This window comes from Vitreimonas flagellata (genome assembly GCF_004634425.1).
Lineage (GTDB): Bacteria > Pseudomonadota > Alphaproteobacteria > Caulobacterales > Aquidulcibacteraceae > Vitreimonas > Vitreimonas flagellata.
On record NZ_SBJL01000001.1, the window covers coordinates 1339981 to 1355479 of the forward strand.

The 15499-nt window shown below is 64.8% G+C and carries 12 protein-coding genes; 2 read left to right on the top strand and 10 right to left on the bottom strand.

Annotated elements, in window-relative coordinates; translation table 11 throughout:
• Positions 1 to 28: 28 nt before the first annotated feature.
• From EPJ54_RS06940 to EPJ54_RS06955, 4 genes are read right to left on the bottom strand one after another with little or no spacing between them, the layout of a single operon-like run.
• Entirely contained in the window at positions 29 to 898 is an 870-nt protein-coding gene (locus EPJ54_RS06940) for a 4-(cytidine 5'-diphospho)-2-C-methyl-D-erythritol kinase (RefSeq protein ID WP_135210915.1), read from the bottom strand.
• Entirely contained in the window at positions 895 to 2550 is a 1656-nt protein-coding gene (locus tag EPJ54_RS06945) for a tetratricopeptide repeat protein (RefSeq protein WP_135210916.1), read from the bottom strand. Before EPJ54_RS06945 ends, EPJ54_RS06940 begins: the two co-directional genes overlap by 4 nt.
• Positions 2550 to 4481 carry a tetratricopeptide repeat protein gene (locus tag EPJ54_RS06950; protein ID WP_135210917.1) on the bottom strand — a complete coding sequence of 644 codons (1932 nt, stop codon included), beginning with the start codon at positions 4479 to 4481 and terminating at the stop codon, positions 2550 to 2552. The genes EPJ54_RS06945 and EPJ54_RS06950 overlap by 1 nt, the downstream gene beginning before the upstream one ends.
• A 45-nt stretch (positions 4482 to 4526) precedes the next feature.
• Positions 4527 to 6203 (bottom strand): electron transfer flavoprotein-ubiquinone oxidoreductase, encoded by a 1677-nt coding sequence (locus tag EPJ54_RS06955; RefSeq protein WP_135210918.1) that lies wholly within the window; start codon positions 6201 to 6203, stop codon positions 4527 to 4529.
• Positions 6204 to 6327: 124 nt separating this feature from the next.
• On the opposite strand from EPJ54_RS06955, the gene EPJ54_RS06960 reads away from it, so the two are divergent.
• Both EPJ54_RS06960 and EPJ54_RS06965 read left to right on the top strand, forming a co-directional pair.
• Positions 6328 to 7134, top strand: coding sequence for a uracil-DNA glycosylase (locus EPJ54_RS06960; RefSeq protein ID WP_135210919.1), 807 nt, complete (start codon positions 6328 to 6330; stop codon positions 7132 to 7134).
• 26 nt (positions 7135 to 7160) lie between these two features.
• Positions 7161 to 8750, top strand: a complete 1590-nt coding sequence (locus EPJ54_RS06965) for a lytic transglycosylase domain-containing protein (RefSeq protein WP_135210920.1) — start codon at positions 7161 to 7163, stop codon at positions 8748 to 8750.
• On the opposite strand, the gene EPJ54_RS06970 is transcribed toward EPJ54_RS06965, so the two are convergent.
• From EPJ54_RS06970 to EPJ54_RS06995, 6 genes are all read right to left on the bottom strand, one after another.
• Entirely contained in the window at positions 8714 to 9286 is a 573-nt protein-coding gene (locus EPJ54_RS06970) for a glycosyltransferase (RefSeq protein WP_135210921.1), read from the bottom strand. The two genes, EPJ54_RS06965 and EPJ54_RS06970, sit on opposite strands and share 37 nt — an antisense overlap.
• Before the next feature lie 74 nt (positions 9287 to 9360).
• On the bottom strand, positions 9361 to 12612 hold the full coding sequence (locus tag EPJ54_RS06975; RefSeq protein ID WP_135210922.1) for an AMIN domain-containing protein: 3252 nt from the start codon (positions 12610 to 12612) through the stop codon (positions 9361 to 9363).
• Positions 12613 to 12662: 50 nt separating this feature from the next.
• Positions 12663 to 13382 carry a MotE family protein gene (locus tag EPJ54_RS06980; protein ID WP_135210923.1) on the bottom strand — a complete coding sequence of 240 codons (720 nt, stop codon included), beginning with the start codon at positions 13380 to 13382 and terminating at the stop codon, positions 12663 to 12665.
• Positions 13382 to 13702, bottom strand: coding sequence for a DUF6468 domain-containing protein (locus EPJ54_RS06985; RefSeq protein ID WP_135210924.1), 321 nt, complete (start codon positions 13700 to 13702; stop codon positions 13382 to 13384). Before EPJ54_RS06985 ends, EPJ54_RS06980 begins: the two co-directional genes overlap by 1 nt.
• Entirely contained in the window at positions 13699 to 14760 is a 1062-nt protein-coding gene (gene fliM, locus EPJ54_RS06990) for a flagellar motor switch protein FliM (RefSeq protein ID WP_135210925.1), read from the bottom strand. The genes EPJ54_RS06985 and fliM overlap by 4 nt, the downstream gene beginning before the upstream one ends.
• Complete coding sequence (locus EPJ54_RS06995; protein ID WP_135210926.1) at positions 14760 to 15404, bottom strand: flagellar basal body-associated FliL family protein; 645 nt, start codon at positions 15402 to 15404, stop codon at positions 14760 to 14762. Before EPJ54_RS06995 ends, fliM begins: the two co-directional genes overlap by 1 nt.
• Between the last annotated feature and the right edge of the window lie 95 nt (positions 15405 to 15499).

A 15499-nucleotide genomic window follows, 5' to 3' on the forward strand; every position in this document is an offset into this window, starting at 1 on the left:
GTGGGCTATCCCACGCAGGGTTGCAGCGTCAAGCGCCGCCGAGACGCGTCTCTGCAATCCACCAGGTCTTATGCCGCGCCTTCAATTTCGCGCCCAAGGCTTTCACCGACCCCCAATCCGCCAACAACGCGAAACACGTAGCGCCACTGCCCGAAAGCGCCGCGTAGCGCACGGTTTCCTGGGCGCGCAAACTTGCCAAAACGTCAGAAATAACCGGCGCAAGCGCGATCGCCGGCGCTTCGAGATCGTTGCCCGTCACGCTGATGTGATGCAGCGCCTCGTCCTCGGTTTGCCAATATGGCGTCGGCGCATCGAGCAGCGCGCAGCCGAGCTGCATCGTGTCGAATTGCTTATAGACAGCCGGCGTCGCCAGCGGCGTCAGCGGATTGACCAGGATCGCCGGAAAGTCCGGCAGCGCCATCGGCGCGCAACGTTCGCCAAGACCCGTCATGTAAGCTGACGCACTGGCGCTGAAGAACACAGGCAAGTCAGAGCCAAGCGAACGCCCAAGCTCAGCCAATTCCGCATTGCTCCAATCGAGCCGCCAGAGCGCGGAGAGCGCACGCAACGCCGCCGCCGCATCCGACGATCCCCCGCCAATGCCGGAGGCGACCGGCAAGCGCTTGTCCAGAACGAGCTTGGCTTTCGCCGGCACACCCGCGGCTTGCGCCAACGCCCGCGCGGCGCGCAACACGAGGTTATCGTCATCCGCTGCAAGCGATTTCGCGAACGGCCCGCGGATTGTCAGTGATAAGTCTTCACTGGCGCCAGCTTCAACGAAATCGCCAACGTCGGCGAACGTCACGAGGCTTTGCAGCGGATGCATGCCGTCTTCGCGCGGCGCGCCGACGCGCAGCGTCAGATTAATCTTCGCCGGGGCGAAGACGCGGATGTTCATCGATTGGCCGAACGGCGCACAGGCTCAGCCGGTAGGCCTGCTTCAAGCTTGGCGCGGATCGCGTCGGGATTGTCGGGCTCAAAGCCCAACGCACGCTCCCATTGGAAACGCGCTTCGATGCGCCGACCCATGCGCCAATATACGTCGCCGAGGTGATCGTTCAGCGTCGGATCGGAGGGCTCTAATTCGACGGCGCGCTCCAACAGATCAAGGGCGCGCGAATAATCGCCCATGCGGAAATAGGCCCAGCCCAGGCTATCGATGATCGCGCCCGAGAGCGGGCGCAGTTCGACCGCGCGCTGAATCATGGCAAGGCCTTCCTCTAGGCGCTCACCGCGATCGATCCAGCTGTAGCCAAGATAATTCAATACATCCGGCTGATCCGGCGAGAGGCGCAACGCCTCCTGCATGTCAGCTTCAGCTTCGGGCCAGCGACCAAGACGTTCGCGCGCGGCGCCACGCGCGAAATAGAGCCGCCAATCACCGGGCTGTGCTGCGATCAATTGCGAATAGAGCGGCTCGGCGTCATCGTAGCGGCCGAGATTGCGATACATATCCGCGAGCGTCCGCGTCGCGCGCAAATCCCCGGATTGCGCGTTGGCGGTGGCGAGCGTCAGAGCGCCCGCTTCATCGCCCGCGTCCAGCAGCACCCACGATTCCGTAATGCGCGCATTTCCAGCATAAGGCGAATCCGCCGGCACGCTCGCGAGCATCCGGCGCGCGAGGTCGGAATGGCCCAATTGGTTCTGCTGCTGTGCAAAGGCGATGCGCGCGCCATCGAACGACGGATCGAGCATCAGCGCCAGCGTGAGCGAAGCCAAAGCGTTGGTCGCGTCGTGTTCTTGCTGAAAGATCGCCGACATACCGAAGAGCGCGACGGAGGCGCCCTTCGCCGGCGTCAACGGCTCAGCCGCGACAACGTCACCCGCTTCCAAGCGCGCAAGAGCGGCCGCAAGCGCAGGGTTCGCGCGATTGGTTTCCTCGCTGAGCAGCGCAATGGCCTGATCGCGGGCGCCGCGACGCACCAGCAGGTCCGCATGACGCTCCACGCCGCTCGGCAAAAAGAGCCCACCCGCACGCGCCGCTTCGTAAGCTTGCAACGCTCCGTCTTGTCGCCCGGCATAATCGAGCGCCATCGCCTGCTGGTAAGCGAACAGGCCGCCGTACTGACGGATTTGCGTCAACGGCGCGAGATCAACCAACACTTCATCGACACGGCCTTGGCCCGCGCGCGCCCACACGAGCAACATGCGGCCGAGCAATTCTTCAGCCGCCGGGCCTTCGAGGGTTTCTGCCTGCTCCGCAACAGCGCCCCAGCGCCGCGCTGACAGCGCATCGACGCCGCGCACCAGATGCACATAGCCGGGCGCGCCTTGAGCCGGCGCCATGCGCGCGGCGCGGCGCGCGCGCTGCGCGTCGCCGATCGCAAGCGACGAGATCACCGCGCCATTGAGCAAGCCCTCATCCCGCGGCGCGCGCGCCAGCGCGGCGAAATACCGATCGGACGCGACCTGATGGTCGTCGCTCATATTGGCGATGCGGCCGATCAGATAATCGGCGTACGCGCCCGAGCGTGTGATTGCAGGCGGACCAGCGCTTGTCGCACACGCCGCCATGCTCAAGCACGCGGCCAGCGCCGCCGCGCGCAGCATCAGAGATCTTCCCGCTGCGACGGCGCATCCGGCAGATTGACCTGCGGCAGCTCGCGACGGCGCGGCGCAGGCGTGGTCAGCCCACGCTGCACCTTCTGCTCCAGATCACGACGGCGGATAGCATCCGGGCGCGCGTCAAGCGCTTGGCGCCATACGCGACGCGCATCATCGCGGCGATTGAGCCGCCAATAGATGTCGCCCAGATGGTCGAGCACTTCCGCATTCGGATCGTTAACAGAAAGGTCGTTGGCGCGTTCGATCAGCGCACGCGCTTGCTCGAAATGGCCATAGAGATAATAGGCCCAGCCCAGACTATCGATCACGGCGTAGTCAGTCTGGCCGTAATTGAAGCCGCGCCACAACAGGCGATAGCCCTCTTCCAAACCTTCCGGACGCTGGATCAGCGCGTAACCCAGCGCATTGAGGCGCAGCACGGAGTCCGGCTGTTCGGCGAAGAGCGCGCGCGCCATCGCTATGCCCTCGTTCCAGCCATTCGGATCGTCCATCAGGATCGATACGTAGAGAAGCCGCGTGTCGACGCTCGGATCGATCTCATACGCCGCGCGCGCGTCAGCACTTGCCGCGGAGAGATTGCCGGCAAAGCGATGCGCGTAAGCGCGCCAACCGAGCACGTCGGCGCGATCCTTCGGCGTGGTCGCCATTTCGAGCGCGCGGTTGAAGGCCGGGATGGCGCGATCCGCATGACCGGCGCGGCGATAGATGTCGCCCACAGATGCAATCACGCTCCACCGATCGCCCGCGAGACCAAGCGCACGCTCCGCCGCGGCGATCGCTGCATCGTCATTATTGCGTTCGAGCTGGATCGAGGCGCGCACGATTTCTGCGTCCGGGGCGAACACGCTCGTCGCCGGCAATTGATCGATGATGCGCTGCGCGCCGTCGACGCCTTGCGCGCCAAGCGCTTGTTGGGCTGCATACAAACGCCAATCGTTGGCGTCGCCCGCAAGCAACACGCCCAGCTGCAAAAGCGCCGTGCCGTTCTCGGACGCGAAGCCCGGCTCTGGCGCTTGCTGCGACAGCATTTGCGTGAGCATCTCGGCTTGCGTCAGGTATTCCGAGAGGAAAATCAGCCAACGCCCAGTCGCACTCACCGGCGTCAACGCCGCTTCGAATGGCTCCTGGCCGGCATTGAGGCGCGCGATGTTGGCTTGCACGTCAGCCGAGCGCGGCGCGAAGCCGGCGACGATGTCGTAATAGCGACGCGCTTCTTCGCGGCGCCCCAAACGATGACTGACGAGTGCGGCGCGATAGACGGCATGCGTCACGCGCGGCGCGTTCAACGCACGCTCGAATTCCTCCGTGTTCTGCGGCTCAGCATCGCCGGGCGGCGTCGTGTCCAAGCGCTCCACCATGAGCGCATAGACGGCCGCGGCTTCTTGCAGGCGCCCGGCCGATTCAAACACCAAAGCGCGCGCTACTTCGGGCAACGGCGCGGGCAAATTATCGGCCGCCGCGTCCACGCGCTCGGCGCCGCGATCGACGCGGCCTTCGGCAGCGAACAAGAACGGCTCCAGCATATCCGAGACGCCGCTGTTCAACCCACCCGGTGCGCGACCAAGCACAGCGCGTGCGTCGTCGTAGCGGCCCGACGCGATGTCATCGGCGAACACCGCTACGATCCAGACCGCATCGGTGGAGCCCTCGGCAAGCTGACGCCGGCCCTCGCGGACGAGGTAATCGATGTCGGCCTGCTGCAGCGCGGCTTCAGGCGTTTCGTACGTGCGATCGGGGGCCGCATTCGGCGGCGAGGTCATGCGCAGCAAATCGTTGGGCGCCACACCTTGCTCAATCGCCGACGCCGGGTCCGCAGCCGCGGCGCTTTCTGGCGCCTTAGATTGCGCGAACGCGTCGCTCGTCGCGCCTGCATAGCCGAATGTCGCAATCGTCGCCGCCAGGATCGCCCAACGCATGCTTTGTCCTTTCAACCGCTCACGCGGCCCCTTCACACTCAGCGGTCACATATTCGCGTAGTTCGGACCGCCGCCGCCTTCCGGCGTCACCCAATTGATATTCTGACTTGGGTCTTTGATATCGCACGTTTTGCAGTGAACGCAGTTTTGCGCGTTAATCTGGAAGCGCGGATTTGCCCCTGCATCGTCATAAAGCACTTCGTACACGCCAGCTGGGCAATATCGTGTCGCCGGCTCGGCGTATTCAGGGAGGTTTACCTTGATCGGGATCGACGGGTCCCTGAGCGTCAGGTGCGCCGGCTGGTCTTCCTCGTGGTTGGTGTTCGAGAGATAGACCGACGAGAGCTTGTCGAACGTCAGCACGCCGTCGGGCTTCGGATACACGATCGGCTTGTGCTTGCTGGCCTTATCCAGCGACGCATAATCAGCCTTGCCGTGCTTCAGCGTGCCGAAGAACGAGACGCCGCCCAGCAAAGTCGTCGTCCACATATCGAACATGCCGAGCACACCGCCGAAGAAGGCGCCAAAGCGCGTCAGCAGCGGCTTCGCATTCCGCACGCGGTTGAGGTCCTTATAGACCTCGCTCTCGCGATACGCGGTTTCATACGCTTCGAGCGTATCGCGTTGGCGGCCTTCTTGAATCGCTTCGAACGCGGCTTCGGCAGCCATCATGCCGGTCTTCATGGCGTTGTGGCTGCCCTTGATGCGCGGCACGTTCACGAAGCCAGCCGAACAGCCAATCAAAGCGCCGCCCGGAAACGCAAGCTTCGGCACCGATTGCAGGCCGCCTTCCGTGATCGCGCGCGCGCCATAGGCGATGCGCTTGCCGCCCTCGATGTGCTGGCGAATTTCGGGATGCAGCTTGTGCTGTTGGAAAATGTCGAACGGCGAGAGGTATGGGTTCTTGTAGTTCAAGTGCACCACGTAGCCGACCGAAACGTAGCGCTCGCCCCAATGGTACAAGAACGAGCCGCCGCCGGTTTGGCCGTCGAGAGGCCAGCCGACCGTGTGTACGACAGCACCCGGCTTGTGCTTGTCCGCCGGCACTTCCCAGAGTTCTTTGATGCCGATGCCGAATTTTTGCGGCTGCGATTTCGCCGCCAAATCATAGCGCTTTTGCAGCACTTTCGCGAGCGACCCACGCACGCCTTCGGCGATCAGCACGTACTTGCCGTGCAATTCCATGCCGGGCTGATAGTCCGGCTTCTTGTGGCCGTCCTTGGCGATGCCGAACACGCCAGCGACAACGCCCTTCAGCGCACCATTCTCGTCATACACCGGCTCGGACGCCGCCATGCCCGGATAGATTTCAACGCCAAGCTCTTCGGCTTGACCGGCCATCCATTTCGTCAGGTTCGACAACGACGCGATGTAATTGCCGTGATTGTTCATCAGCGGCGGCATCATGAAGGTGGGCAAATCCGCAGAGCCCGCTGGGCCTAAGAATTTGAATTGGTCGCTCGTCACTTCGGTTTCGAGCGGCGCGCCTTTTTCTTTCCAATCCGGGATGAGCTGATTGAGACCGCTCGGATCGATCACCGCGCCCGAGAGAATATGCGCGCCAATCTCGGCGCCCTTCTCCAGCACCGCGACAGAAACTTCCGCACCGGCTTCGGCCGCGAGCTGCTTTAGCCGGATCGCCGCCGACAAACCCGCGGGCCCGCCGCCAATGATGACGACGTCATATTCCATCGCCTCGCGTGCGATCTCTTCCTCGGCCATTTCCAACCCTTCGTTTCCATCCAGCCCGACAAGCGTCCTCCCACGCCTTATCAAAGCTGCAAACAACCCGCGCAAGGCGACGTGAAGCTTTGTCGTTTCCTTCGAGTCCCGGCACAATGGATAGATGGACGCAGACCTAGCTCAGCCAGCCGCACGCGCGCTGCTCGCCTTCTGGCGCGCCGCGGGCGTCGATATGGACGAGGCGGAGGCCGTTTACGCGTCGGCGCCGGTTGCCGCTCCGGTGCGCGAGGTCAGCGCCCCGGTTCCCAAGCCGAAGCCAAAGGTCGCCGCGGCAGACGCCACCGTCGAGAACGCCCGCGCGATGGCGGCGGCGGCCAAAACCATTGCCGAGCTTCGAGCAGCTGTGGAAGACTTCGACGGCTGCGCCCTGAAGCGAACGGCCCGGAATACCGTGTTTTCCGATGGCGTGGACGATGCGCCGGTGCTGCTGATCGGCGAAGCGCCGGGCAAGGACGAGGACGAGCAAGGCAAGCCGTTCGTCGGCCGCTCCGGCCAGCTGCTAGACCGGATGCTCGCCCAGATCGGGCTGGATCGCCGCAGCAACGTGCTGATTTCAAACACAATCTACTGGCGTCCTCCTGGCAACCGCGACCCCACCCAGGGTGAGATCGTGGCCTGCTTGCCCTTCGTGGAACGCCTCATCGAATTGTCCCGCCCCAAGCTCCTGATCCTCACTGGCAAGGCCGCCGCCCAGACGGTGCTCAAGCGCGAGGATGCAGTGACCCGTATGCGCGGGCGTAAATTGAATTACACTCGCGAGGGGTTAGAGGCGCCCGTCAACGCGCTGGTCATGCTTCATCCCGCATATCTCCTGCGTCAGCCGCAGCAAAAGCGGCAGGCGTGGGCGGATCTCTTGCTTGCCGAAACCTGGCTCGATGAGTTGGGCGTCGCACGGGGGGCTCGCCCTTGATCGCTGGATTTTGCCGGAAGGCCACGATGACGTTTCGCACCGCCCTCGCCGCTTTCTCGGTCGCGGCAGCTATTGTCGCCCCAGCGGCCGCCCAGGATCAGCACCAGCGCATCATCGCGCTTTCCGAACAAGACGAAGCCGCCTACCGCGCCGCGTTCGAGGCGATCGAGGTCGGCAATTGGCGCGGGGTCAGTTCCTCGCTCGCCCGTACCGACGACGACGTGCTTGAGGGCGTGGTCCGCGGGCGCATGCTGATCACGCGCTCCTATCGCGGCAGCTGGGGCGAATATACAAGCTGGCTCAATCGCTACGGCGATTATGGCATGGCCAACGCGGTCTATGACCGCGCCATGGATTCACGCTCGCGCCGCGCCCGTCGCAACGGCACGCGCGCGCCGGATCCGCAAGCGGCCGGTTCGCGCCGTTTGCCCGGCACGCCGCCCGCGATCGTCGGCGATAGCGCTTCCGCACGCGTCGCCATCGAACGCATCGCCGAACGCATGGGCGTGGGCGACATGGAAGGCGCGCGTTCGCTGGCGTACGCACAAGTCGGCGGGCCGCGTTCGGGCCAAGCCGAATGGCAGCTCGGGCTCATCGCCTATCGCGAACACAATTACGCAGAAGCGATCCGCCAATTCGAAGCCTCCGCCCAATGGCCGCATCATGGCGGCTGGGCGTTCGCAGGCGTGCATTATTGGGCCGCACGTTCTCGTCTCGCCGCTGGCGAAACGGAGGGCGTCGTGCAGCACCTGGAAGCCGCCGCACAGCGCCCGTGGACGTTCTACGGCCAACTCGCCGAAATTCAGCTCGGTCGCGACAGTGCGTTACGCTTCGATGCGCCACGCGTTGAGCCCGGCGAACTCGAGCGCTTCATCGAACGATATCCCGCCGCCCGTCGCGCCGCAGCGCTCGCGCAATTGGGCCGCCTCTCCGAAGTCGAACTCGAACTGCGCCGCCTGCACGCCGATTTGAGCTCGGACGACGATCGTACATTCCTCGCGCTGGCCATCGCGCTGCAAGCGCCAGCGGCGCAATTGCGCGCTGCCGAATATGGTGGCCGCGACATGGCCGCGGGCTTTTGCCCCACCACAAGCTTCGAGCCCGACAACGGCTTCTCGCTCGACCGGGCGCTCGTTTACGCAATTGTGCGCCAAGAGAGCTATTTCAATCCGAAGGCTGTCAGCGTCTCGAACGCGCGCGGCTTGATGCAATTGCTGCCGTCAACGGCGCGCGACATGGATCGTTCGCACAATTATCGCCGCAACCCGGCGCCGCTGTTCGAACCGGGCCTCAACATGCGCCTCGGCCAAGACTACATCGAATGGCTGATGACTGAATTCCACAACGACGGCGATCTAGGCCGCGTGTTCGCCGCGTACAATGGCGGCCCAGGCTGGCTCTCGCGTTGGGTGGCGACACAGCCGGTCGACATCGATCCGCTGTTGCTGCTCGAATTCCTGCCGCGCGCCGAAAGCCGCGATTATGCCGAGCGTGCGCTTTCGCATATGGCGCTGTGCCGCCGTTCGTATGGCCAGCCGACGCCGGAGCTGGATCGCATCGCCGGCGGCGGCGCGGCGATCTATACACCGCTCGACTCTCGCACCGCCTCGCGCTGAGCCACGATCTCGGTTTCAAGCAAATGCAAACGTCGCCCGCCAATACGGCGCGCGATGTCGTCGCCATAGCCGCCGACGGAATCATACAGAGCGCGCGAGATCAGAAGCCCTTGCGCCGCATAGGGCAGCTTGAGCCAGCGCGCGCGGAACTGCGCCCAGGCGAGATCAATCCCGCGCGCATCACCGTCAAACACAAGTTTGAACACAGTCGCGCGTTCGCGTGCATTGGGATGCGCCATGAAGCGCTCGACGTCGCTCGCCCACCCTGGCGCGAGCACGCTGGTCGCTGGCAAGAACAACAGCCAAGGCGCTTTGACGAGCGTGACGCCCGCACGAATCTGCGCCACACGCCCCGCCTCGCCCGCCACGATATCGCAACCGGCCGCATCGGCGATCTCAAGCGTTTCATCGCGTGAGCCGCCATCGCTGACGATCACCTGCTTCACCACGCCATGCGCGACGCCATCGACCAGCGGCGACAAAGCACGCGGCAGCGCGCGCGCCGAATTCAGCGTGGGGATAATCACCGAAATCATGAGAGCCACACACTAGACGTCGCGCAGACGCTTGGCTTTGGAAAATTGCGCTTTAACCGCGCTTTGTCGCGAAACTAGGCGCCAGCCGCCGGCGTGGGGCGCGCGGGCGCAGGTGTTGCGGCGGCTTGCGGCGGCGGCGCGGCGGGCTGGCCGGGTGTCGTCGGCGCAGCAGGTGCGCCCGGTGTCGGTGCGCTAGGCGCTGCATTGGCGGCGCTCTGCACCGCCTCTTCCGTCATGCGCGCGCGCAGGCGCTCCATGAAGCGGCCCATCAGATCCGTGCGCGCGACGGCGCGTGCAACATCACGAATGGCGGAGCCTTCCGCGTGCACGCCCGACGCCACCACTTCGAACGCGTCCGCTTCCGGCGTGTTCGCCATGTCGCCCGCGTACTCGCGATAAAGCGCGCGCACGCCGTCGTTATTGTGAGCCAGCGTCAACGCGACGGCGGCGCGCAGCACCGCCTCGCGCCCATGCGCCTCAAGCGGTTGCGCGCGATTGCGCATGCCGAGCAAGGTGCGGAGTTCAACGGCTGCCCGCTCCCAATCACGGGCGCGCCATGCCGCTTCCGCGCGCACGCGCTGCGCATCTTCGCTGCGGTCGCGCTCCACCAATTCGGCTGCGGCATCGAGACGGCCGAGATCGAGCAGCGCGCGTGCTTCGAGAATGCGTCGATCGCCCAGCAAGTTCGCCGGCATGTTCGCCACACGCGATGTGGAGAGCGCGACCAGCGCCTGATCGGGCTTCTGATCCATCAAATAGATCGCAGCGAGATCAGCGGCGACTTGCGCGCGGCTCAAGCCCATCAAGCGCTCATCGACTTGATATTGCAGCAACTGTGCGGCCTGCTCCAACAGATCGACATGCACAAGGCGGCCGGCGAGCAAGCGCACAATGCGGTCGCCGTTCGGACCGACGGGTGTGAGATCGCTGAATTCGTAGAAGAGCCCAAGCGCCTGGATCGGCTCCAAGCGATCGGCTTCGCCATCCAGGAAAAGCCGCTCGAACAACGTCGTCATGTCGGCGCGCAATTGGCGCGCGGCGGGATCACTCGGGAAGCGATCGGCCGCGATCCGCATCGTCGCCAAAGCCTCGCGCCAGCGGCCAAGCTCTGAGTACGCCTCGCCCAACATGCCGACGATGGCAAGTTCGGTCGCATCGCCGCGCCAGCGGAAGCGCAACGCTTCCAGCGGCTCCACCGCATCCACCGCGCGCATCAAGCCAGCTTGGCGGCGCAAGCGAATGGCTTCCACCGCCGCGGCCACCGCAACTTCCTCGTCGCGCGCGCGGGACAATTCATCGAACACGGTTAGCGCTTGTTCGCTTTGGCCGCGCGCGCCCATCACGCGCGCCTCGACCAAGCGCGCCTGCAGGCGCATGGACGCATCGCGCGCCTGCCCCATCGCCGCACGCGCGGCAGTCTCAGCGGCGGCATGGTCGTTCAGTTCAAACGCCGCACGCGCCAACGCCAATTGGAAGCGCGCACGCCATGCCGGCGGGTGTTCTTCCAACGCGCCGGCGCCACGTTCCAGCTCGCGCCGTGCCGCCGGCCAATCCTTGCGCAGCGACGCGGCATAGCCGCGCCACAGCGCAGCAGACGGATTGGACGCCAAGGTCGTTGAAGTCAGATCGCCATCGGCCGCACCGGAACGGCCCATCATCACGTTGGCTGCGCCGCGCATCAGGCGATACTCAGGATCGAGTTCGACCATCTCGCCTTGATTGATCGCTACGATCCGCAGTGCGCCCAAGGCTTCGGGCGCCAAATCGTTTTGCAACAAGAAGCGTGCAAGCTCCATGCGCGCCTCCACAGGCGCGCCTTCGCCGACACCTTCGTTCGCCGCCGCGCGTGAGAGCGCGTCGATGCGATCGCGCACTTGCGCCAAATCCATGCCAGCTTGCGCCGCGGCCGTGGACGCAGCGCCGTCGTCCATCGCGGCTTCAAGCATCGCGGCGCTCATTTCGTCCGCTGCTTGCGTGGGCGCACTGGACGCCAACATGCCATCGCCGCGCGAGACCACCAGATTGCCGCCGTTAAAGGCGACGTTCAGCCCGTCCGCACGCAATTCAACAACGCCGCCATGCGCCGATGGCAGCACGGCCGCCTCGACCATCGCGCGGCGCGCATCGATGCCGCGCGGCGCGCCGCCGAGCAGCGCCACCGCGATGCGGTCGCCCACTTCGGGATCGCGCACGTAACGCACGACGCCTTCGCGTCCGAAATTCGCCGTGAGACGCCCGCGTCCATCCGGCATCACTTCGCGCGTCAATGTCGCTGGCGCGCCAGCGTCCGCGCGCGGGCCAAGCGTGAACGTCCATGAGGCGTCGTTTGCGGCTGCGGCGACTTGCACGTCCGGCTGAGCGGCGATGCGCAAACCCAGCACGCCTTCGCCTTGCACGACCTCGACATCTTGGTGACGCCGGCCTGCGCGGGCGACGCCGCTCATATCGACGCGGCCTGTTGCGTCGAACAAAAGCCAGATCGCCTCGCCACGACGGAACGCCGCCGCGCGCGCCGGGCTCGGCCACGTCACGGTGACGCGCGTGACATTCGCCTCTTCCACCAATCGCACTTGGCCGACGCCATTGACCGGGCGCAGCGGCACAGTGGGTGCTGCCGTCGCGCCTTGATTGGCGGGCGTGGTCGCGGGTTGATTGGTTTCAACAGGCGGCGTGAGCAGATCAATGACGACGCGATTGCCATCGACGAAATGGCGCTGGCGTACGCCGTGATCCAAAGTGAGCTGCAAACGCACCGGCGCGCCGGCGGCGCTGATGCGACGCACCTCGCGCACGTAGCGCGGCAGGGTCGAACGAATTTCCGCGAGATCGATGTCGGCCACGCGCGAGAAGCGCAGTTCGAGACGATTGCCTTGCAGCACGGGCGTGACCGTGGTCGGCGCTTCGAAACGGAACGCGAGGCGCGTGTAAGCATCCTGCACGCCGACGTCGACTGTTGCGGTCGCAGCCGGCGCGAAGCGTTGTTGCGGCGGCGGTGATGCAGCCTGAGTGCGGGCCGGCGGTGGCGGCGGTGGAGGCGCTGCTGGCGGCGGCGCGGGTGGCGATGCGCGCGTCGGCGTTGGCGTTTCCGCAACCGTGACATTCGGCGGCACCGGCGTTGAACCGCGAATTTCACCGGCCTCTTCACTAACTGGCGCGCTGGCCGAAGCAGCGGGCGGCGCCGGCGGCGCGGTTTGCGTCTCTGCAGCAGCAGGCGCCGGCGCAGGCGTTTCCGCCGGCACCGTCAGCTGCATGGGCTGCGCGACCACCGGCGGCGCTGCAATCAAGGCAGCGGCGGCGATCGCCATCGGAGAGCGCAAGGATTTCATATCAGCAGCGCATTCACCCCCATCTTGGCCCCACGGCGTTAACCGCGCGTTTACCGGCCAGCACTTGGCGCGGGCGCCGCCGCACCCGTACCGCGTGAACGCTCAAGCAGATTGTCGCCACTCGTCGGCGGACGCGCGCGATCGGCCAGCATCTGCGTGAGCGCACGCGCACGCGCCGGATCCATGCGGCCCATGACTTCGGCGAGGTTCGCTTGGCGCATGCGGCTCGCAACCTGCACCAGCACGTCATCCTCAAGGCCATCAAACACCGTCGCTGCGTCCTTGGCGCGCATGCGCTGATAGACATCCACAAGGCTTGCGAGACGTTGCTCTTGCGCTTCGTCGAGTTGCCCCAGCAGATCGTTGACGTGCGTTTCGAGCGTACGCAGCTCAGTCAGGCGTTCATTCAATCGCTGCTCGGCAGCGAGCATCAGTTCGTCCTGCGTGTTATATTGCTCGGCGCGCTGGTCGAGCGATTGGCGGCGCGCCTGCAAAGCCTGCAGCACCTGCACTTCCGCCGCACTCAAGCCGGCCATCTCGGCGAGGGTTGGCGGCGCGCATTGATTGGCTGCGGGTTGCCCCGGCGCTTCCGCGTTCGTCGTTTCCGCATGCTCAGTAGGCGCTGCATGTTCAGTCGCCGCACCCACGCCTTCGGCCACAGCCTCCGCCATCGCCACGGCTTTGAGACCGAGCACAGCGGCGACAGTCACCATTGCCGCAGGCAGCAGGCGCACAGCGCCGCCATTCGATTGCGCAGGCTTCTTGTTCATCACATGCGTCCACGAAGCGGCGCAACGTCAGCGCCGGAGCGCAAACGACCGGCGCCGAGACCCAGCCGTTCGGCCGTGCCCTTGGCGTCATTGATGCGGGCTTGAAGATCGCGGCCGGCCTCTTGCGCCGTCATGCGCAACGCGCGCACCGCGTTCTCGGCCTGCACCGTCGCTTGCGCGAGTTCGGCGGCGGCCCGCAACACGCCGTCCTGGCCCGTGCGCAGCGCCGCGAGCCTGCGATCCAGGCGCCAGAAATAAAACAAGCACGCGGCCAACATGATCGCGAGCACGACTTCGATAGCGAGTGTGATTGGGCTCATTTACCCCCTCCAAGTTTCATAACAGCCTGCTGCACAGCAGGCGCGATTGGCTTTTCGACCCGCACCGCCAAGGAATGGCCCATACGGCCAACGCGGCCTTGCACGAGATCGACAGCGCCGCACTTCAACGTCACCGGCGAATCCGGCGCAGCGTCCAGCATCAATGTGTCGCCGACCTTGAGATCGAGCACCTTGCCGAGCGGATGCTTCAATTCATCCAACACAGCGCGTACTTCGAGACGCGTCGCCCACAATTCGCTGGCGAGGTGGCCTTCCCAAATGTTGTCGCGGCCGAACTTCTCGCCCATGAATTGCTGCAGCAGCATTTTCCGGATTGGCTCGAGCGTGGCGTACGGCAACAGAAGCTCAAGCTTGCCGCCGCGATCTTCCATATCGACGCGAAGGCGCACGAGGATCGCGGCGTTCGGCGGACGCGCGATCGCGGCAAACCGCGGATTGGTTTCGATACGATCGAGCTTGAAATCGACTTCCGTCAGCGGCGCAAACGCCTGATGCGCGTCGTTTAACACGACTTCGACCATGCGCGTGACCAGCATGCGCTCGATCGTCGTGTAGGGTCGCCCTTCGACGCGCGCGGACGTTGCGCCGCGGCGTCCGCCGAGCAACACATCGACGATCGAATAGATGAGGCCGGAATCCACCGTCACCAGCCCGAAATTGTCGAGCTGCTCGGCGCGGAACACGGCAATAATTGCCGGCAGCGGAATCGAGTTCAGATAATCACCGAAGCGGATCGACGTAATCTGGTCGAGACTGACTTCGACGTTGTCGCTGGTGAAATTGCGCAAGCTCGTCGTCATCAACCGCACAAGGCGGTCGAACACGATTTCGAGCATCGGCAGACGCTCGTACGACACAAGCGCCGAATTGATGATCGCACGCACGCCAGAACGGCTCGCAGCGTCATCGTCGCCCATGCCGAAACCGAGCAGAGAGTCGATTTCGTCCTGATTGAGAATGCGCTCAGCCGTGCCCTCCTCGGTGGGGGCGTTCGGATCCCATTCCGGGATTTCTTCCTGAGCAGCGTCGGCGCTCATTATTGCACCAGCATTTCTTCAATGAGCACAGCGTTGATCTGCAGCGGCGCGATCACGAGGTTCACGCGGCGCAACAGCTCAAGACGCAAACGATAGGCGCCGGCCGAACCGGAGAGATCATCCGTGCGCAATTCGCGCAGGAAGCCGTTGAACTGATCGCTGACGCGCGGGATGTGCTCGCCAAGCGCTGTGACGACTTCCTCGTTCGGCGCTTCAAGCGTGAGCTTCAGTTTAAGATACGCAGGTCGCCCATCGGGACCCGTGATGTTCACCAGCATTTCCGGCAACGCGACGAACACCGTCTCGCCTTCGCCGTACGTGATCATGGTGCCGTTTGGCCCCGGCACGGGTTCACCCGGCGCGCCTTCGGCGCCGTGACCACCGCCGCCCTTGGCTTTGCCGTGATCGCCAGTTTCGGCTTCGGCGTGTTGCTCGCCACTTGGCTTCAGCAACAGAAACGCAGCAGCGCCGCCGCCGCCGAGCACAAGGATCGCCGGCAAGATGATGAAGAGGACGAGCGTCTTGCCCGACATCTTCTTCTTGGCGGGCGCTTCGCCCTCTGCGCCTTCAGCCGCTTCGGCCGGCGGGCTTGCGCCCTCGGCTTCTTCGGCTTCGTCGCCCTTTTTCTTCTTCTTTCCGAACATCACGGAATCGCTCGCGCATTAAGACCGCTCCTTGGTGCGCAAGACGTGGTTAAGGATTGGTAGCAACTCGGCAAAACTTGCCGGCGCCGCGGCAG

What these genes read in the sequence shown, in the direction of transcription:
- EPJ54_RS06940 (WP_135210915.1), bottom strand. Translation starts at nt 898, where the DNA reads ATGAACATCCGCGTCTTCGCCCCGGCGAAGATTAATCTGACGCTGCGC.
- EPJ54_RS06945 (WP_135210916.1), bottom strand. Translation starts at nt 2,550, where the DNA reads ATGCTGCGCGCGGCGGCGCTGGCCGCGTGCTTGAGCATGGCGGCGTGT.
- EPJ54_RS06950 (WP_135210917.1), bottom strand. Translation starts at nt 4,481, where the DNA reads ATGCGTTGGGCGATCCTGGCGGCGACGATTGCGACATTCGGCTATGCA.
- EPJ54_RS06955 (WP_135210918.1), bottom strand. Translation starts at nt 6,203, where the DNA reads ATGGCCGAGGAAGAGATCGCACGCGAGGCGATGGAATATGACGTCGTC.
- EPJ54_RS06960 (WP_135210919.1), top strand. Translation starts at nt 6,328, where the DNA reads ATGGACGCAGACCTAGCTCAGCCAGCCGCACGCGCGCTGCTCGCCTTC.
- EPJ54_RS06965 (WP_135210920.1), top strand. Translation starts at nt 7,161, where the DNA reads ATGACGTTTCGCACCGCCCTCGCCGCTTTCTCGGTCGCGGCAGCTATT.
- EPJ54_RS06970 (WP_135210921.1), bottom strand. Translation starts at nt 9,286, where the DNA reads ATGATTTCGGTGATTATCCCCACGCTGAATTCGGCGCGCGCGCTGCCG.
- EPJ54_RS06975 (WP_135210922.1), bottom strand. Translation starts at nt 12,612, where the DNA reads ATGAAATCCTTGCGCTCTCCGATGGCGATCGCCGCCGCTGCCTTGATT.
- EPJ54_RS06980 (WP_135210923.1), bottom strand. Translation starts at nt 13,382, where the DNA reads ATGAACAAGAAGCCTGCGCAATCGAATGGCGGCGCTGTGCGCCTGCTG.
- EPJ54_RS06985 (WP_135210924.1), bottom strand. Translation starts at nt 13,702, where the DNA reads ATGAGCCCAATCACACTCGCTATCGAAGTCGTGCTCGCGATCATGTTG.
- fliM (WP_135210925.1), bottom strand. Translation starts at nt 14,760, where the DNA reads ATGAGCGCCGACGCTGCTCAGGAAGAAATCCCGGAATGGGATCCGAAC.
- EPJ54_RS06995 (WP_135210926.1), bottom strand. Translation starts at nt 15,404, where the DNA reads ATGTTCGGAAAGAAGAAGAAAAAGGGCGACGAAGCCGAAGAAGCCGAG.